This is a genomic window from Paenibacillus sp. L3-i20 (assembly GCF_022180385.2).
Lineage (GTDB): Bacteria > Bacillota > Bacilli > Paenibacillales > Paenibacillaceae > Pristimantibacillus.
Genome location: NZ_BQME02000001.1, coordinates 1,514,975 through 1,530,997 on the forward strand (window position 1 = coordinate 1,514,975; position 16,023 = coordinate 1,530,997).

General features: G+C 32.3%; 13 protein-coding genes, 1 rRNA gene and 2 riboswitches (1 of these 16 running past the window's edge). Of the genes, 1 reads left to right on the forward strand and 13 read right to left on the reverse strand.

Features of this window, described 5'->3' with window-relative positions:
- Together MFF31_RS07260 and MFF31_RS07265 are read right to left on the reverse strand one after the other, a co-directional pair.
- Positions 1–7 (reverse strand): 16S ribosomal RNA (locus tag MFF31_RS07260) (it extends 1,549 nt beyond the left edge of the window).
- 950 nt (positions 8–957) lie between these two features.
- Entirely contained in the window at positions 958–1,989 is a 1,032-nt protein-coding gene (locus MFF31_RS07265; protein WP_238187384.1) for an acyltransferase family protein, read from the reverse strand.
- Positions 1,990–2,492: 503 nt separating this feature from the next.
- A riboswitch (cyclic di-GMP riboswitch) is annotated at positions 2,493–2,573 on the forward strand.
- 13 nt (positions 2,574–2,586) lie between these two features.
- Between MFF31_RS07265 and MFF31_RS07270 the strand changes: the two genes are divergently transcribed.
- A complete protein-coding gene (locus MFF31_RS07270; RefSeq protein WP_238187385.1) occupies positions 2,587–3,393 on the forward strand; it encodes a transglutaminase-like domain-containing protein in 807 nt (268 codons plus the stop codon).
- A 272-nt stretch (positions 3,394–3,665) separates the two neighbouring features.
- Here MFF31_RS07270 and MFF31_RS07275 read toward each other — a convergent pair whose 3' ends face one another.
- The 11 genes from MFF31_RS07275 to galU all read right to left on the reverse strand — a co-directional run bounded on the left by MFF31_RS07275 (position 3,666) and on the right by galU (position 15,962).
- Entirely contained in the window at positions 3,666–4,646 is a 981-nt protein-coding gene (locus MFF31_RS07275; RefSeq protein WP_238187386.1) for a stalk domain-containing protein, read from the reverse strand.
- A gap of 55 nt (positions 4,647–4,701) precedes the next feature.
- Positions 4,702–5,511 carry a hypothetical protein gene (locus tag MFF31_RS07280; protein WP_248565419.1) on the reverse strand — a complete coding sequence of 270 codons (810 nt, stop codon included), beginning with the start codon at positions 5,509–5,511 and terminating at the stop codon, positions 4,702–4,704.
- A 358-nt stretch (positions 5,512–5,869) separates the two neighbouring features.
- Positions 5,870–5,958, reverse strand: a riboswitch (cyclic di-GMP riboswitch).
- A 600-nt stretch (positions 5,959–6,558) separates the two neighbouring features.
- On the reverse strand, positions 6,559–8,079 hold the full coding sequence (murJ, locus tag MFF31_RS07285) for a murein biosynthesis integral membrane protein MurJ (RefSeq protein WP_238187388.1): 1,521 nt from the start codon (positions 8,077–8,079) through the stop codon (positions 6,559–6,561).
- Positions 8,080–8,150: 71 nt separating this feature from the next.
- On the reverse strand, positions 8,151–9,158 hold the full coding sequence (locus tag MFF31_RS07290) for a glycosyltransferase family 2 protein (protein WP_238187389.1): 1,008 nt from the start codon (positions 9,156–9,158) through the stop codon (positions 8,151–8,153).
- Positions 9,155–10,141, reverse strand: coding sequence for a glycosyltransferase (locus tag MFF31_RS07295; protein WP_238187390.1), 987 nt, complete (start codon positions 10,139–10,141; stop codon positions 9,155–9,157). The genes MFF31_RS07290 and MFF31_RS07295 overlap by 4 nt, the downstream gene beginning before the upstream one ends.
- Positions 10,142–10,343: 202 nt before the next feature.
- A complete protein-coding gene (locus MFF31_RS07300) occupies positions 10,344–11,291 on the reverse strand; it encodes a glycosyltransferase family 2 protein (protein WP_238187391.1) in 948 nt (315 codons plus the stop codon).
- A gap of 106 nt (positions 11,292–11,397) precedes the next feature.
- Positions 11,398–12,480, reverse strand: a complete 1,083-nt coding sequence (locus MFF31_RS07305) for an EpsG family protein (RefSeq protein ID WP_248565420.1) — start codon at positions 12,478–12,480, stop codon at positions 11,398–11,400.
- A 110-nt stretch (positions 12,481–12,590) separates the two neighbouring features.
- On the reverse strand, positions 12,591–13,424 hold the full coding sequence (locus MFF31_RS07310) for a glycosyltransferase (protein WP_238187393.1): 834 nt from the start codon (positions 13,422–13,424) through the stop codon (positions 12,591–12,593).
- Between the two features lie 115 nt (positions 13,425–13,539).
- Positions 13,540–14,382 (reverse strand): NAD-dependent epimerase/dehydratase family protein, encoded by an 843-nt coding sequence (locus MFF31_RS07315; RefSeq protein ID WP_238187394.1) that lies wholly within the window; start codon positions 14,380–14,382, stop codon positions 13,540–13,542.
- Position 14,383: 1 nt separating this feature from the next.
- Entirely contained in the window at positions 14,384–15,043 is a 660-nt protein-coding gene (locus tag MFF31_RS07320) for a sugar transferase (RefSeq protein ID WP_238187395.1), read from the reverse strand.
- 31 nt (positions 15,044–15,074) lie between these two features.
- Positions 15,075–15,962, reverse strand: coding sequence for a UTP--glucose-1-phosphate uridylyltransferase GalU (gene galU, locus MFF31_RS07325; RefSeq protein ID WP_238188519.1), 888 nt, complete (start codon positions 15,960–15,962; stop codon positions 15,075–15,077).
- Positions 15,963–16,023 lie beyond the last annotated feature (61 nt).

Consider the following 16,023-nt stretch of genomic DNA (forward strand, 5'->3'; position numbering starts at 1 on the left):
CCAAATTGGTGTTTGACTTGCTCATTACTTATATTGCTTTTTCATTACATCCGTTAGGATGAATGAGGCAGTTTCGCTCGTTGTTCAGTTTTCAAAGATCAATCTTTTCTTTCGTGTTTCTTGCGTGTTTCTTGCGTGTCTGCCGTTTGTTTCAGCGGCGACTTAGATAATATATCATGGATGCCTAGAGGAATGCAAGCTTTTTACGAAAAAGATTTTCAAAGAAATATCCCTTCTACTATATATACAAATAAATAGATGTCATCATGTTGTCTATTTAATAGAATACAAAAGAAATCGTTACTATGAGATATTGAATGATGAGGCTTGAGCTTAGTCAACTCTTAAGAATCTAATGAATATCGAGCAAACTGGTCTTACTACGTAGTTGGGGGATACTATGGAAAACTTAAATGGCCGAGAGATTAATGTTAAATACCCTCCTCACTCTTAATCTTACGCCTTAAGCGGTGGCATTGTTGACGATTACCAGGCACTCTAGAACAACATTAATTAAGGATATTTTAATGACGAAAATATAATGTTCATCCAGGCAGGTAATTATAAAATATCCAAACCATTATAACTATGGGACATCATGAGGTTATCCGGAACGGGGCAAGCGTATGGATATCCTAATAAAGGCACACGTTTTTTCAAGCTGGGCTCATGTACGTTCGCTAACGTTGCAAAATCCTCCTAGGCGTATCTAAACCGTTGATGTCGATAGGAAAACCCGCATCTAAGATGATTTGCATAGGTGTTTTTCCCGACTCTTCCCTGATACGTGTTTTAATTAGGTTTTTTCTCTAATAATTGTTTCTTTAGCTCTGTGAAACTTTTCTTTGATTTTCTTCATAATCTGCAACTTCACTCAATCTCAGTTACTATAATTAAAATAAAAACCCGCAAGGCGTCACTTTTTTCAGAGCGCCCATCTTACGGGTTACAGTTCATTTAGACCTTTTGGGACAGCTCTTTTTGAATTACACTTTTATTGATTTGATTATTTTTGCCTACCAGAATAGGTAAATATTTATTAGTAATTTTAACAAATATAGTTGAAATTAAGACGGTAATCGATACGAAGACACAACCCATTAGAGCGGACTTGATAAATGGTAGGTCAGCAGCGAATGGGATTAGGTATTGAAGCAAATTAAATATCATAGTGTGAAGCAACAGCAATAATAACGTATTCATACCTACAAACTGAAGTATGAGGTTTTTATTAATAAGCTTTGAAATCGTGAGTACTAATCCAATCCCTGAAAAGGCTGCTATATAGAATAAAACGTAGTTACCATATTGGTTTGAAAAAAGATCTATATTATTGTTAGACATGCCGACTACAAAAGTTAAAAGAAAATACAAAGGTAGCAGGTAGGGACGAGTTATCTTATTAAGGAGACCGTCTATATTTTTTATAGAGTAGCCAAGTCCAAAAAAAATAATGACAACTAGTGCTGCGTCTATATTCCAAACTAGAGGTTTGTTATAAAACGCGACGATTCCGACACCAATTATTGAGAGGAATGCAGAAGAAGCAATGATTTTCACAAGAGAGTGTTGGTATCGTCTTAATATTATATAAAAAATCAACTCAGTTATAAAAAGACAACTAATAAACCATAAGGTCCCAGTTCCGAAAACATTTCTGATTGACAAGACAATCCCGATTATCCTAGTTGGTAACCCTATGGGATCAGGGTTACCAACGAAACCTATAACAAAAAACCATATAGTCAAAATAATCGAAAGACCAAAGTAAGGTATTATTAGAGAAAAAAACTTTTTGTTAAGAAATGTCTTAAAGCTAGGATATTTTGAAATCGAAAAAAGCAGACCTGATAGAAAGAAAAACAAAGGAACATGGAAAGTATAAATAAACTTTGATAAATCTTGTGGGATTGGAACATGCCCAAACATTACTAGAAGCATGCCTATTCCCTTTGCTAGGTCGATCCATTCAATCCTATTTTGTGTCAACGTATATCCTCTTTTCCTAATTGAGTTCAAATATATATGTAATTATAATATTGATATCCTATAAACACCATACAAATATTAAGATGATAGGACCATACTGCATATTAAATATTTCGAAAAGATACCGTTTCGAGTTCTCTTTGAAATGATATTTTTTATTGAGTTGCGTTATGAAAGATTTCGTTTACATGACCAAATACCCTCTTAGGCCCACAACAACTCATTATGTTCTCTGCTGCTGCTTATTTCGACAGGTTTCGGCAAAGAATTGCTCTATCACTTCTACTATACTTTCGATTTCATATTGCTTTGCTAGATTACTATGGTAATATATAACCATATAAACTTATGACTACTAATATTCCCTTATCCAAATGTAAGAATCTCTACGATAAGCTTTACTATTATATTGACTTTATAAGCTGATCTAGTTGACCGATCATTCATGTAGGACTTTAACGAACAAATAATAGTCATATAAAGAACGATATCTCTTAAACTCATCACGATAATGGCAAACCTATCGAAAGGTAGGGACGCAAAGCTATAGGGCCTTCTATTAAGATGGCAGCCTGGCCACCGAAAGGAGTTTTTATTATGCGCTCAGCTCTTATTATCCTCTTCAACGTCTTTCTTCTATTTAGTTCCGTAAGCTATGTTCATGCTACATCTAGCACGTCTGATTCTTGGATAGACACATCGAAATTGTTACATGGTGTTATAACCATAACTTATCCGACCAAACCTAATGTGAAAACTAAAATAAGGATAGAAAAAGGTAAGCAGTTTTATATGTACAATCTTACAAACGATTCAACGGCAACCACCTTTCCACTCCAACTAGGCAATGGTGAATACAAAGTTATGATTTTAGAGCATGTGTCTGAAAAATCCTATAAAATCAAAAAAAATGTAACAATTAAACTTAATCTTAAGGATGAAAAGGTTGTTTACTTAAATTCCATTCAAAATGTAAATTGGTCAAGCACAGATGAATCTATTTTTTTAGCAAAGCAACTCGTGAAGGGTAAAAAATCAAATTTAGAAAAGGCTAAAGTCGTTTATGATTACATAATCTCGAATATAGATTATGACTACAAATTAGCAGAAGAAGTAACAAATGATTATTTACCTGACATTAATCGAACCTTTCTCGCGAAAAAAGATATTTGCTACGGTTACGCTGCACTCTATGCAGCAATGCTTCGCAGTCTGGGTATCCCTGCTAAGCTTGTAATGGGCGAATCAGACTATGTAGATGTCTATCATGCTTGGAACGAGGTTTTTATTGACGGCGAATGGGTGATCATTGATACAACGGTCGACGCAGGCAATAAGAGTAATATACAAAAGAACAACTTCATTAAAGAAAGCTACAAATATCAGCCAGTAAAGATATACTAAGTAACAATAGCAAAGAAAACTCCCTTGATTCCGCTACAGATCGTAGTGAATTGCGGGAGTTTTTCTTTATTAAGCTATGAAAATCAAAGATGAACACAGATGGTATTGGTAAAAGTATATTATACACAGTCGATACGTACATTTTAAATCCAGTATAAAGATAGCTGGGTAATCGAAAAGAAGAAGACATTACAATTATCGCGATTATTATTGCCCTTCTGCTTATTAACAGATAGCTAAAAACCCCTGACCAATACGTCAGGGGTTACTAATTATTTCAAAAGTTTTTCGGCGATTTCTTTTCCCGTTTTTAGATCAGCTTCAAACTTCGCTCGATATTCAGCAATAATAGCTGTCCTATAACCGTTTGACGATAGTTGGCTCGATACATCTGATACAATTGTTTCGAATTTTTTAGTACAACTATCTACTTCGTTCGTTATTTTTGCAAGTAACTGTTTCTTTGCTTCTTCATCTTTTCCTTCATGTTTCAATACCATGTCCATCAGTGAAGTCTCACAACTCGACCGAAGAGCTTCTAGTTTCGTTAATGCACTACTAGTAATTTGCTCATAAGTTGGCTTAACAGCCCCAGGGGTACCACCAGGTACAGTACCGGGGTTCGTTACAGTACCGCCAGTTCCTCCTTCGCCTGTTCCTGAGCCGCCTTCCTCTTTTTCTCCAAATTGCTCTCGATATGCGGCCGATTCACTTTTAACTGTTTTTGTTGCTTGATCCCACGTGATCTCTGCTCCCGTGGCTTCTGCGAGAAAACGTAGTGGTACGTAGATAGAGCCATTATGGCTATATAGCGACTGTCCTACAGGTAACGCCTTTTCTTTTCCTTCAAATATAAGCTTTACTTTCTTAGGAGTGATAGTGATTGTCTCATTATTTTTGGGCTTGACATCAACGCCGGTAGCCAGTTGAAGAAGTTTCTTTAGTTCAATTAACTCCTTTTCCGTCGGCTCTTTAACTGTCACAACGTTTTTTGTGCCATTCCACAGTACTTGCTTCAACAACGCGTATGACATATAACGAATCGGTACATAAGTGGACCCTTTATAAATAAAAGAATGCTGACCTTTTGGTAGAGAGAGTTGTTCTCCGTCAAAGATCATCTGAATGGGCTGCGACTTTACTTTTATTGCTTGAGAATTACTCGTAGATTTTGCGGCAGTCGCACTTAGAGGTGTTAGAGCAATCAATAATCCTACTAAAAGTATAACAAATGATTTTTTGCTAAGTTTCATAATCTGTTTACGTCCTTTCTAAGATACACTTTATTAAAAGATCCCTTACACAGCATTACTCTAATGCTTCTGCAATTTTTCCAAGAGCGTTTGATCTTGCTTTAGACTTCTCACTTTCATACTCAGTAGCCCAATCAGGTAAGGGCAGTTCTTTGATGCCTGCAGCACTATATTGCGCCTCTGCATCCCCAAGTAATGCAGCAAATTTCTCGTCGCATTCCATCTCAGCGGTCATAACCTTTGTTAAAAATTTCTCCTGAATCGTATCAAGCGCCGCATCTTTATCCGCTTTAATATCCGCCACGATTTGACTTACCAAACTATTGCTTGAGGTCGTACATGCACTTCTTAATTGTGTCATCTTTTTATTGATAGATGTATCAATATTCTTCTTCAGCTTCTCTTTCTCTGCTTTAGAAAGCGGTTTAGCAGTAGGCGTTTTAACTGTTTCCTTCGGAGGAGAAGTTGGCTTTGGCTTCTGACCATCCTTAGGTGTTGATGTCGGCTTTGGTGTAGGTTTTGGTGTTATTGTAGGCTTTGGTGTTGGTGTTGGCGTCGTTGTGGAATCTGGCTTCTTACTTGTAGATGGCTTGTCCGATGGTATAGCAGTACTTTCTGGCTGCGTACTTACTTCTGTATCAGGCTCATCAGAAGGCTTAACTTCACCAGTACTATCAGGCTCTTGGCCATTTTCACTCTCCGGTTTCTTCTCTTGCGATCCTTCAGCCACTTCAATTCGCTTATTGAGATCGTTCACTTTATTCCACTTGGAATAAAGGGTCATGCTTCCAAAAATTACACTTGCAGCAACCAATAAAGTACCAACAGTAATTAAGATTGTTTTTTTCTTATTGTTCATCAACATGTTTTCATGCGCAATGGGAGAATTGATCCCATTTACATGATTCTCCTTTGAATGTTTTTTTAAAAAATATGCTGACGCTTTATCGATAGAATTAGCGTCAGCAATAGTAGATTGTTTTTAATATGTATTACTTTATTTCGGCTAACTATTAGTGGACGCCTGAAAGTGAAAAGCTAGTATTCTCTTATGACGATTAATCGTCAAATAAAGTTTCACCTGCATCATATCTTCGATAAAACCATCAGGTAACTTCTCATAGTAATCTAAGCATAACTAAATGTCATCTACGAGCAATATAATTCTATTGACATATGATTTTCATCCGAATTTCACATACCCCTAGACAGAAGGTACGAAATTCGGGAACTAGCTGGTATACTCTGCGCTCATCGAGTTTAATCCCTAACTTTACGCAACAATTTTTCAATGATTTTGCCCTTGTCGTATGGGTTATGTAGGTAGTTTTCTTATTAACTATATTAACAAAGTGTGGGAACTAAGTATAGGGATATTTGCTTTATATTATTAGGTTCATTTAGCCTATAATATTTCATTATAAGGAATGCTCCTACCTGATACATTCTCAAATGCATGTAGCATTTCCAATACTATAACCCCTACTAGTACCCTGATAATATACTTCAGTACCTTGTATATTTATCAAATGCTCTCAAATGTCTAATAACTAAATCTATCACATGAATGTAATCCCTCACCCATTATTCTGATAATAATTTAGCGGTATCCCAACCGACTTACTAACTACCCTATATCCCGCAAAATGGATAAATTCATTTATTAGCGCAAGTGTAATTTCCAGTGTAACCTACTCCTCCAGTAACTAGTATGACCATATCAATATACCTTTCGATTCTATGCAAATTATATCACGTAATAAATTGAACTATACGAATGAGCTAACCTTATCTCCTACTATAGCAGTCATAATTTACTAATCGAAACGGCTATAAACATATACATGTAATATTTACATCAATAATACATAGATCTCCACTTGCCTCCGGACATACCACTAACGTATCTATTTTAATTTACTTTCTTAATCCTTTTCTTTAAAACATTCATTATATTGTCTACATCTTCTATCTTCATAAAATATATAATCACTAAATATATCAAAGCACCTACACCAACAGATATAATTAATGACATAATTTCATTAATATAATTAACTAATAAATCGTACAAGAGCTTTGCTAAATAACCCATAAAAAGTGAAGCAGCTAGAATTTTCAATAATGAAATACACACTTTTCCTATGCTGAAAATTTCTATTTTCTTTCTAAGACTAATAAATAATAATACCACACAAAAAATAGCTGAAATACTGGTGGCTAGCGCTAATCCAGATATTCCCATAAACCTAGATAAAATGATGTTTAAAACAATATTCATTACTAGTGCTATCGCAGCATTAATAGTTGGTGTTTTCGTATCTTGCATTGAGTAAAATGTTCTAGATAACACCTCTCTGATACCAGTAGCTGTCATTCCTATCGAGTAGTAAAAAATTACATTGGATGTTAATATTATTGCTTGACTATCAAATGCCCCTCTTCCAAACAATAGTCTCACTATTGGTTCTGAAAATACCATGATCCCAATAGAAATAGGTATTACTAAGAGATTAATCGCCCCAATAGCATCTGACAATGATTTCTTTATTCCATCTTTATTTTTTTCAGCAACCATTTTTGACATCAGAGGAAACATTATTGTCGCTATAGTAATAGCAAAAATACTTTCAAGGGAACCAATAAATCTATTAGCATAACTTATTACCGATATACCACCAGTCACTATCTGAGATGCTAGTGTTGTATCAACTAGAGTATTTATTTGATTAACAGATACTCCAATCATAGCAGGAAAAGCTATATATGCCATGCTTTTAATATGTTTGTCTTTTATATCAAATTCCACTCTATATTTGTAACCTTCTTTATATACGAAAGGTAAGATTAGCAGCAACTGTGAAGCTGTAGCAACAACTGTTCCTATAGATAATAATAAAACATCTCCATTAGAGCTTAAATAAATTGATATAATAACTAATATGTTGAGTGGAAATCCAACTAATGCTGGAACAACATAATTGCCCTTTATTTGAAGAAAACTATTGAATATGTACACCATACCTGTGAAGTATATACTTATCATACCTATTTTTGTGAATTTTACCGCTAAGATTAACGATTCTCCCCTGAGCCCTGATGCAAATACGCTTACAATTGGCTTCGCAAATAAAATTCCTAATACCAAAATAAAAGTACTTAATACCAAGTAAATGTTGGTTAAATTATTTGTATAACGAATACTTTCAATTTCCCCGTGTTCTTCACGTATTTTACTATACATAGGAATATACCCTGTAGATATAGCAATTCCTAAGAAACCAAATATTGTGAGTGGTATTGTTGTGGATATTATATATGCATCACTAATGCTAGATGCCCCGTAAAAATATGAAAGGCCTATATCCCTAACAAACCCAAGCAATTTTGAGAAAAGAGTTATTAATATTATTATTAATGCTGTTTTTTTCATTAGCCCGCCCTATCAAAACTAATTTATAATTATAAGAAAATAACCTCTTTTTTAAAAAGATACTTTGAATTTTATGAATTAATTTTTGTGATTTTTCGTTTTACTCCCCATGCCATTCCTGTAGCGTTAATTCCAAAGGTATTTAATAGAAATTTCACAGTTTTAGTTTTCTTAGTGGCATAATGCTTATAATTGCTATCAAGGGTGAAGATATATTCAATCTCTTTAATACTTTCTCTTAGACCTTTTTTCTGTGATTTACTATAAGTAGAATACCAATATAAAACTACGCCTACTAAATCCTGAAAGTTTAAATAAAGCAAATTTTTTAAATCATCGTTAATCCTATAGTGCTCAAATAAACTTAAATTTTGCTTTATCATAAATAATAAGTCATAGGAGAATTTATAACTTGCCACATGAGTAATGGATGCTTCTTGCTCTCTTCTGTATGCATAAACGTTATCTGTAAAATAATCAACCGTTTGCACTTCATTCCACAATCTAAATACAAAATCAACATCCTCACATAGGTAACCTTCCATAAAACGAAAATCTTTATTTAAAATATTTTTATTAATAACAAATCGGACTGGGCACCATCCAAAAGCATAATCATTCTTTAAAACTTCTGTCAGATTACTATTTCCTGTAAAATAATTACCTATGTTCATCTTTTTTGAAAATATTTGATAACTGTCAGATGAATCATAATATGATACCATTGGTATCATTAATAAATCACATCTAGTATTATTTATTTGTTTTACTATACAATCCAATCTATTTTTAATCCAAAAATCATCACTATCTACAAAACAAATATAATCACCAGTAGCATTATCTATACCAATATTTCTTGCAGATGAAGGTCCACCGTTATTTTTATGAATAACTATGATACGATCATCTTGGTTAGCAAATCGATCACAAATCAAAGGACTTGAATCAGTTGATCCATCATTTATTAGTATAACTTCAAGGCTATGATAATCTTGAAATAAAAGGCTTTCAATACATTGAGATAAATATTTTTCAACGTTATACACTGGGATAATAAAACTAATTTTAATATTCATCTGTTACTATACCTCTCACTATTCAACATCTTTCCAAGGAAGATAGGACCTAGAATTGTTACTGCAATATAAAATATCTTATACTTAATACTGTTATTAAATTTCAATACATACCTTAGTTCTTTAAGTTGATCTGCAAGCTCCTTTGATTGTATATTATTTAGTTTTAAATATTTATATGACGTTTTAATAAGTCCCACGTACAGTTGAGTACATCTTGATTGTAGTAAATGAGATCTAATACCTGATAATTCAGTGCTATTAGATAATTTCATTAAATCGCTGATAATAAATATTTTATCGAATTCTTTCTTTATATTAAAGTTATTAATAATTGAACCTTGTCTTCCTAACCTATACATATATAATGCTTGGCTGCAAAATCCCACTTTAGTAGTTAATAACAATAGTTCTGGCGAATATCTTTCATCCTCATGATAAATACCATTTGTAAACACTATATTATTTTTAATTAAATATTCCCTTCTCACAACGAATTGCCATGCAGCTCCCCAGAACTCATTTTGACTATATAAATGTTTAAATGCCTCAACTCCTGAGTACACTTTTCCTATAGGCAAATTATAATTTTGCTCTTTAGATACATCGTTACCTTCATCGTAAGATACAACATTATTAACTATTACATCTACCTCAGCATCATTAATGGTATCATTAATATGTTTAATGAAATCAATATGTAGCCAATCATCGCTATCCACAAATACTATATATTCTCCCGATGTTTCATTAAACCCACTATTTCTTGCCGAAGATAATCCCCCATTCTCTTTATGTATAACCTTTACTCTACTATCGATTTTACTGTATTCATCACATATAATAGGACTCTTATCTGTTGATCCATCGTTTACAAGGATTATTTCTAACTTTTCATATGTTTGCTTTAACACACTTTCTAGACATTCCTGTATATAATTTTCCACATTATATACAGGAATAACTATACTGAACTTTCTCATTATTAATTACCCCCATATTTTAGAAATAATATTAAATAATATATACAGTTATCCCTATTCCTAAAATACGACATACCTTTTTTGTTGTATTTTGCTCACGTGATTTAGTATATTCGATAATGTAATAATTTTATTTCATATTTTTTGATCAACCTACGGGATGTAGTTGCAGTTTTTTATACTTGTAAAAACCATGCTTACTTTAAATTATTCCATACTTTTTCATAATGATTTTTTTTAGAATTAAGTTATACATTAAAATAAATATACCTGTGATCAAGTTGTTTTTGGTGTATTCAATCTTGTAATTTTTTAGTATATAATCTATATTAATAAGTTTATGGACGGTTTCTGTTTCAGATCCCCTTTTTATAATTTCCTTTACCAAATAAAAAAAAATAAAGCACAGGTAATTATTATAGGAACCGATTGATTTCTCATTTATATAGTTTCTAATTCTAAAAAATACATCAAAATTTTCTCTTACTACTTTATTGTTAACTGCTGAACCAGCTCTTTGAATATAGTAGAATAGAACTTCCGAATCATAAAATATGCTCATACATTTAGAAATACATCTAACTTGCAATTCTTGGTCCTCTCCATGTTTCGTATTCTCATCAAAAAGAATTTTATTTTTGTCGATTATTTCTTTTTTAGTAATAAAAGAACACATGGATTGACTGATTTTTTTTGTTAAAAATAAATTGAGAAATTGGACCTCCGTAAGTATTTTATTATTATATTTATTTGATGAGTATTTTTTTATTGTTTGGTTAGTATTCTCATTTAAGGTTTGATAGCCATACGAGAACATATCTACATCTGTATTTGTAAAAATGTGATGTGCTCTTTTTAATAAATCCTTATTAATCAAATCATCTCCGTCTAAAAATAAAATATAATCTCCTGTAGATTTATGAATACCAAAGTTTCTTGCGGAAGATACTCCACCATTCTCTTTACTAAACAACCTCACTCTTTTATCCGTATTTTCAATCTCTTGTAATATCTTATAAGAATCGTCTAATGATCCATCATCAATAATGATTAGTTCAAAATCTGTATAGGTTTGTACCAAAACACTTTCAATTGTTTTACGTATATATTTAGCCAAATTAAAGCATGGAATGACAATAGTGAACTTCATTAAGATCCCCCTTTCAAGTACAAGTTACCATTTATAGAAAACAACAATCACTTATCATTTGATAAGTTGAGTTCTTTTGTTCAACTTGGTACATTAGTTAACCATTCTATTTCCCGAATATCGTTCTAAATGGAAAGTTGAAAGAATGAGTTAATTGCGATACAAACAACAAGGTAGCCCAAGCTATAATTATGATTAACAAAGACCATTTTTTATACTTATTAATGTCCAAACAGAGTATATAAGGGAGCAGAATTATTTCTAAAATTCTAAAAAACATATTTATTCTAGTTGCAAACATTTCTTGAAATGAAAACATAGCATAAAATACAAATCCCAGAAAATACAATTTAAAGATCCATTCAAAACTCGCATTAACCATTTTTAATTTATTGTAATATATTAAAAATAGAATCAATAGCAATAATCTTTGCAAGACACCGATACTATCAATTCCTCCAACAATACCGTTAGCATATATATCGATTTTTGTCTGTATATAATCAGGCATTAAATACATGAAAGCGTTAGTCCAAATATGGTTTGTGAATATAGCAACCACTAGCAAAACAGTCAAAATAACATACGATTTTCTACTAAATTTTAATCTACTAAAAAAATAACCTACCATGATGAAAATAGCAGAAAAGTGCAACGTTAGTCCTATTATTGTGTAAAGTAAAACTTTTTTGAAATTTCGCTGCTCTATGTCTATCAGTAGATAAACAAATAAAGCCATCGCAATTCCCTGTCTCACCCCATTGAATACATATCCTATGTAGAAAACAGTAATGAATAAAAATACTGAGAACATCGGGTATATACTTGTTTTTTTAATTCCATAAAACATATAAAAAAGAGTGATAAAAGAAAAAAAGAAAAATAAGCTTTCCACAGAGAAGCCTAAACTTTTAATTAGAACTATTACAAACCTAAATCCAGGCTCTAAATATCCATAATCACTAATTACATTGACGTAATTAAAAATTTCTAGATAATTAAAGTAATCAGTTCCTATTCCATATCTTATTCCTGCTATTATTGAAAATACCAACAAACATCCTATTATTAATTTATTAATATTACCGCTATAAAATCTACTTGTAGTTATTTCTTTTAGTGATAATACAAGTAATGTGATATAACTTAATAGATAAACATACATTGTATCAGACTCTCTTTCTATCATAAGAAAGTGTTGAACAAAAAAGAATCCCCCACTAACTCTACTGTTAAACAGCAATAAATAATCTTATAGATATAAACATAATTAATTGCGCATCAATAAAGATCCAGCTTTTATTCTCTTAAAAATTTTAAATACATAAATTGTCTAATTTTATTTGGCAATAGCACTCTCGCAATAAATCTTACTGCATTATTATAGAAATATTCAAAAATATTAATCATTCGATTCTTCAACATATAATCAAAAATGAGTTTTTGCAGCCAAAAGTATCTCCAGCCACCACGTCTTAGAAATGTATCCTCATTAATTCTTACATTAACTAGAGTTTCATTTAAATTATAGAAGTTACAATTGGAAAGATTCATTCTAATCCACAGATAATAATCTTCATTCAGGTGCCAGTCCATATAGCTACCTGCTTTTTCCACTTCACTTTTTTTGAACATTACACTCATATGATTAAATGGATTTCTAGTTTTCATATATTTTTTTATATCAACGTCATTAGAAGGTACCTTCTTGTAGCTAACAATATTATGTAATTCCCCAATAAATTCAGAAACATTTGTTCCGACTACACCAACATTACTGTTTTGTATGAAACAATTGATTTGTTTTTCAAATCTATTGGGCATACATATATCATCACTATCCATACGAGCAATTAACTCATAACTACATTCTTTCAGACCTTCTCTTAATGCATTCCCCAGCCCAACATTTTTCATTAACCTTACCAGCTTTAAGTTATTATTCAGTGATTGATACTTTATTAGTACGTTCTCAATATCTTTTGACACCGGCCCATCAATTACAATTACAATTTCTGTTGCTTTCATTGTTTGATTCATAATACTTTCTATGGCCTGCTCTACATATTCTGCAATATCATTTTTATATACTGACATCAGTACTGAAAAATCAAAGTTTTTATTCTTATTCATTTGCTTTCAACTCGTTTCTATCATATAAACTTTACATACTTTTTGAATTTATTATATTTAATCACTTAATAACTCCAGCTAATTAGGTATGATTTATATTTTTATACATTTTTATTTATAGCTTCTCAGTTATTTTTATAGATTCCTTTAAATTATAAATTTGATATTTATCTCGATATGAGCTGATTTCTTGATCATAACTTAAATTTCCAAATACCTTATTTATCAACTTCAACTTATATTCTAAAATTTTAAGAATTGGATTAAATACTTTAGTTAATCTAATCTTCCTTCCGTGCTCATTTGCTATCAATTGAACTAATTCACTTGTCCTAACATAATCGCTATTCTGAGGGAAGAATAACCCTGATTCATTATTATTTATCGTCAAACGAATGAATTCACATAGGTTATCTACATACAACATACTTCTTTGATTCGTAATATCAGGAAAACAAGTAATTCTTTTTGCTAGTACCGCAAGACTTCCATAGTTTCCTTTGGCACCTTTACCGTATATCATAGGAGGTCTAATAATTGCTACTTTAAAATTTTCATCTTCAAGGAGTTTGATCTGTTCTTCTCCTTGCAGCTTAGAAATTCCATAACTGGACTTTGGCTGCGCTAATGTATCTTTATTTATTATGCCTGTTTCGATACCATATACACTCATAGAACTTAAGAATATGAACTGTTTAACGCAATCTCTCTTAGCCTTTATAGCTAGTTTCTCGGTCAAATCTCTATTAACCTTAAAATACAATTCTTTATTGTGCTTTGTCTCCTTAATATGTGCTATTCCTGCTACATGATAAATAACATCATACTTGGCAAAGCTTAAACTCTTCCATTCATCTGTCCTGCAAGATATAAAATCTATATCGAAGTTTTCTCCAACCCACTCCGCAAACGAGTTTCCTAGGTAGCTATTCTTTGCAGTAATTAATATTTTTTTCATTCTAAGCCTCTATACTTGTAACTTTAGATTCTTTTGATACTATTCTTGTAGCAGGTACTTTATCTAAACGACCTGTACCACCTTCTACAACACCATTACCTTTTGTTACACTGAAAATCGTTCCAAAAAAGCATTTCACATCCAATTTAACCCCTAAATTTTTAACATAGTCCCCGTCCAATTTTGCTTTAACTTCTATTGGAAGCTCATCTCTACCGTTAATCTGCGCCCAGCCTGTAAGTCCAGGGAGGATATCATTTGCACCATAAATGTCACGCTCAGCAATCAAATCATATTGATTCCACAATGCTGGACGTGGACCGATAATACTCATTTCACCTTTAAGAATATTAATGATTTGGGGTAGCTCATCTAGGCTTGATTTACGAAGAAATTGACCTAGCTTTGTAATAAAGAGAGTCGGATCTAGAAGCATATGTGTCGGCATATCTTTAGGTGCATCTGTACGCATAGTTCTAAATTTAAGGATATAGAAGTGTTTTTTATTTTTCCCTACTCGTTTTTGTTTGAATAACACAGGGCCTTTAGAATCTACTTTGATTAATATAGAAATAATCACGAATACTGGTGATAGTATAACTAAAGCTAGAAATGAAAATAAAATATCCGCTACAAATTTTAAATAACTATAAAGCTTCACATCATCACCTACATTGTAAGATTTATAATTCTTATACTTTTATTTTTTCTTCGTATTCTTTCATTACGGTTTGTAAGTATTGTAGAAGTTCACCTTTTAACTCACTTCTTTGTAGAGCAAATTCTACTTGTGTTTTAATAAAACCAAGCTTTTCCCCTACATCATACCTTACACCATCAAAATCATATGCGTATACAGCTTCGAAACGATTAAGCTCTGCGATAGCATCTGTTAATTGAATTTCCCCACCTGCGCCTGGTGTTTGGTTTTCAAGAATATCAAATATGCTTGCACTAAGAATATAGCGACCCATAATTGCGATATTAGAAGGAGCTACTTCACGCTTAGGTTTCTCTACTAGATTTGTGACACTGTAGAGTCGATCTTGAACGAGCTTTCCATCCACGATACCATAACGGGATACTTCATCCATTGGGACACTTTGAACACCTATAATTGAAGATTTGTATCGATCATATTGCTCAATCATTTGTTTAAGGCAAGGCTTGTCGGCCTGAACAATATCATCACCGAGCAACACAGCAAATGGTTCATTGCCGATAAACTTACGTGCGCACCAGATAGCATGTCCAAGACCCCGGGCTTCCTTCTGTCGAATGTAATGAATATCAACCATATTAGAAGATTTCTGAACCTCAGATAAAAGCTCCAACTTTCCCTTTTCCAACAGATTTTGCTCAAGCTCAAAAGAGTTGTCAAAGTGATCTTCAATTGCTCGCTTCCCTTTACCAGTAACGATAATAATATCCTCAATACCTGATGCTACTGCCTCTTCTACAATGTATTGAATTGTGGGTTTATCCACAATTGGCAACATTTCCTTAGGCATTGCCTTTGTTGCAGGTAGGAATCGAGTCCCTAGTCCCGCTGCGGGGATTATAGCTTTACGTACTTTCATATCATCACCTAGTTCTTTATTTTTGGTTATTATTTTGTATGTTTTTTTCAAAAAAAGAACC

Bases quoted from the DNA above. Each gene is read 5' to 3' on its own strand.
- MFF31_RS07290 (WP_238187389.1), bottom strand. From the start codon at position 9,158: ATGAATATTAAAATTAGTTTTATTATCCCAGTGTATAACGTTGAAAAA.
- MFF31_RS07315 (WP_238187394.1), bottom strand. From the start codon at position 14,382: ATGAAAAAAATATTAATTACTGCAAAGAATAGCTACCTAGGAAACTCG.
- MFF31_RS07305 (WP_248565420.1), bottom strand. From the start codon at position 12,480: ATGATAGAAAGAGAGTCTGATACAATGTATGTTTATCTATTAAGTTAT.
- MFF31_RS07310 (WP_238187393.1), bottom strand. From the start codon at position 13,424: ATGAATAAGAATAAAAACTTTGATTTTTCAGTACTGATGTCAGTATAT.
- galU (WP_238188519.1), bottom strand. From the start codon at position 15,962: ATGAAAGTACGTAAAGCTATAATCCCCGCAGCGGGACTAGGGACTCGA.
- MFF31_RS07275 (WP_238187386.1), bottom strand. From the start codon at position 4,646: ATGAAACTTAGCAAAAAATCATTTGTTATACTTTTAGTAGGATTATTG.
- MFF31_RS07270 (WP_238187385.1), top strand. From the start codon at position 2,587: ATGCGCTCAGCTCTTATTATCCTCTTCAACGTCTTTCTTCTATTTAGT.
- MFF31_RS07280 (WP_248565419.1), bottom strand. From the start codon at position 5,511: ATGTTGATGAACAATAAGAAAAAAACAATCTTAATTACTGTTGGTACT.
- murJ (WP_238187388.1), bottom strand. From the start codon at position 8,079: ATGAAAAAAACAGCATTAATAATAATATTAATAACTCTTTTCTCAAAA.
- MFF31_RS07295 (WP_238187390.1), bottom strand. From the start codon at position 10,141: ATGAGAAAGTTCAGTATAGTTATTCCTGTATATAATGTGGAAAATTAT.
- MFF31_RS07300 (WP_238187391.1), bottom strand. From the start codon at position 11,291: ATGAAGTTCACTATTGTCATTCCATGCTTTAATTTGGCTAAATATATA.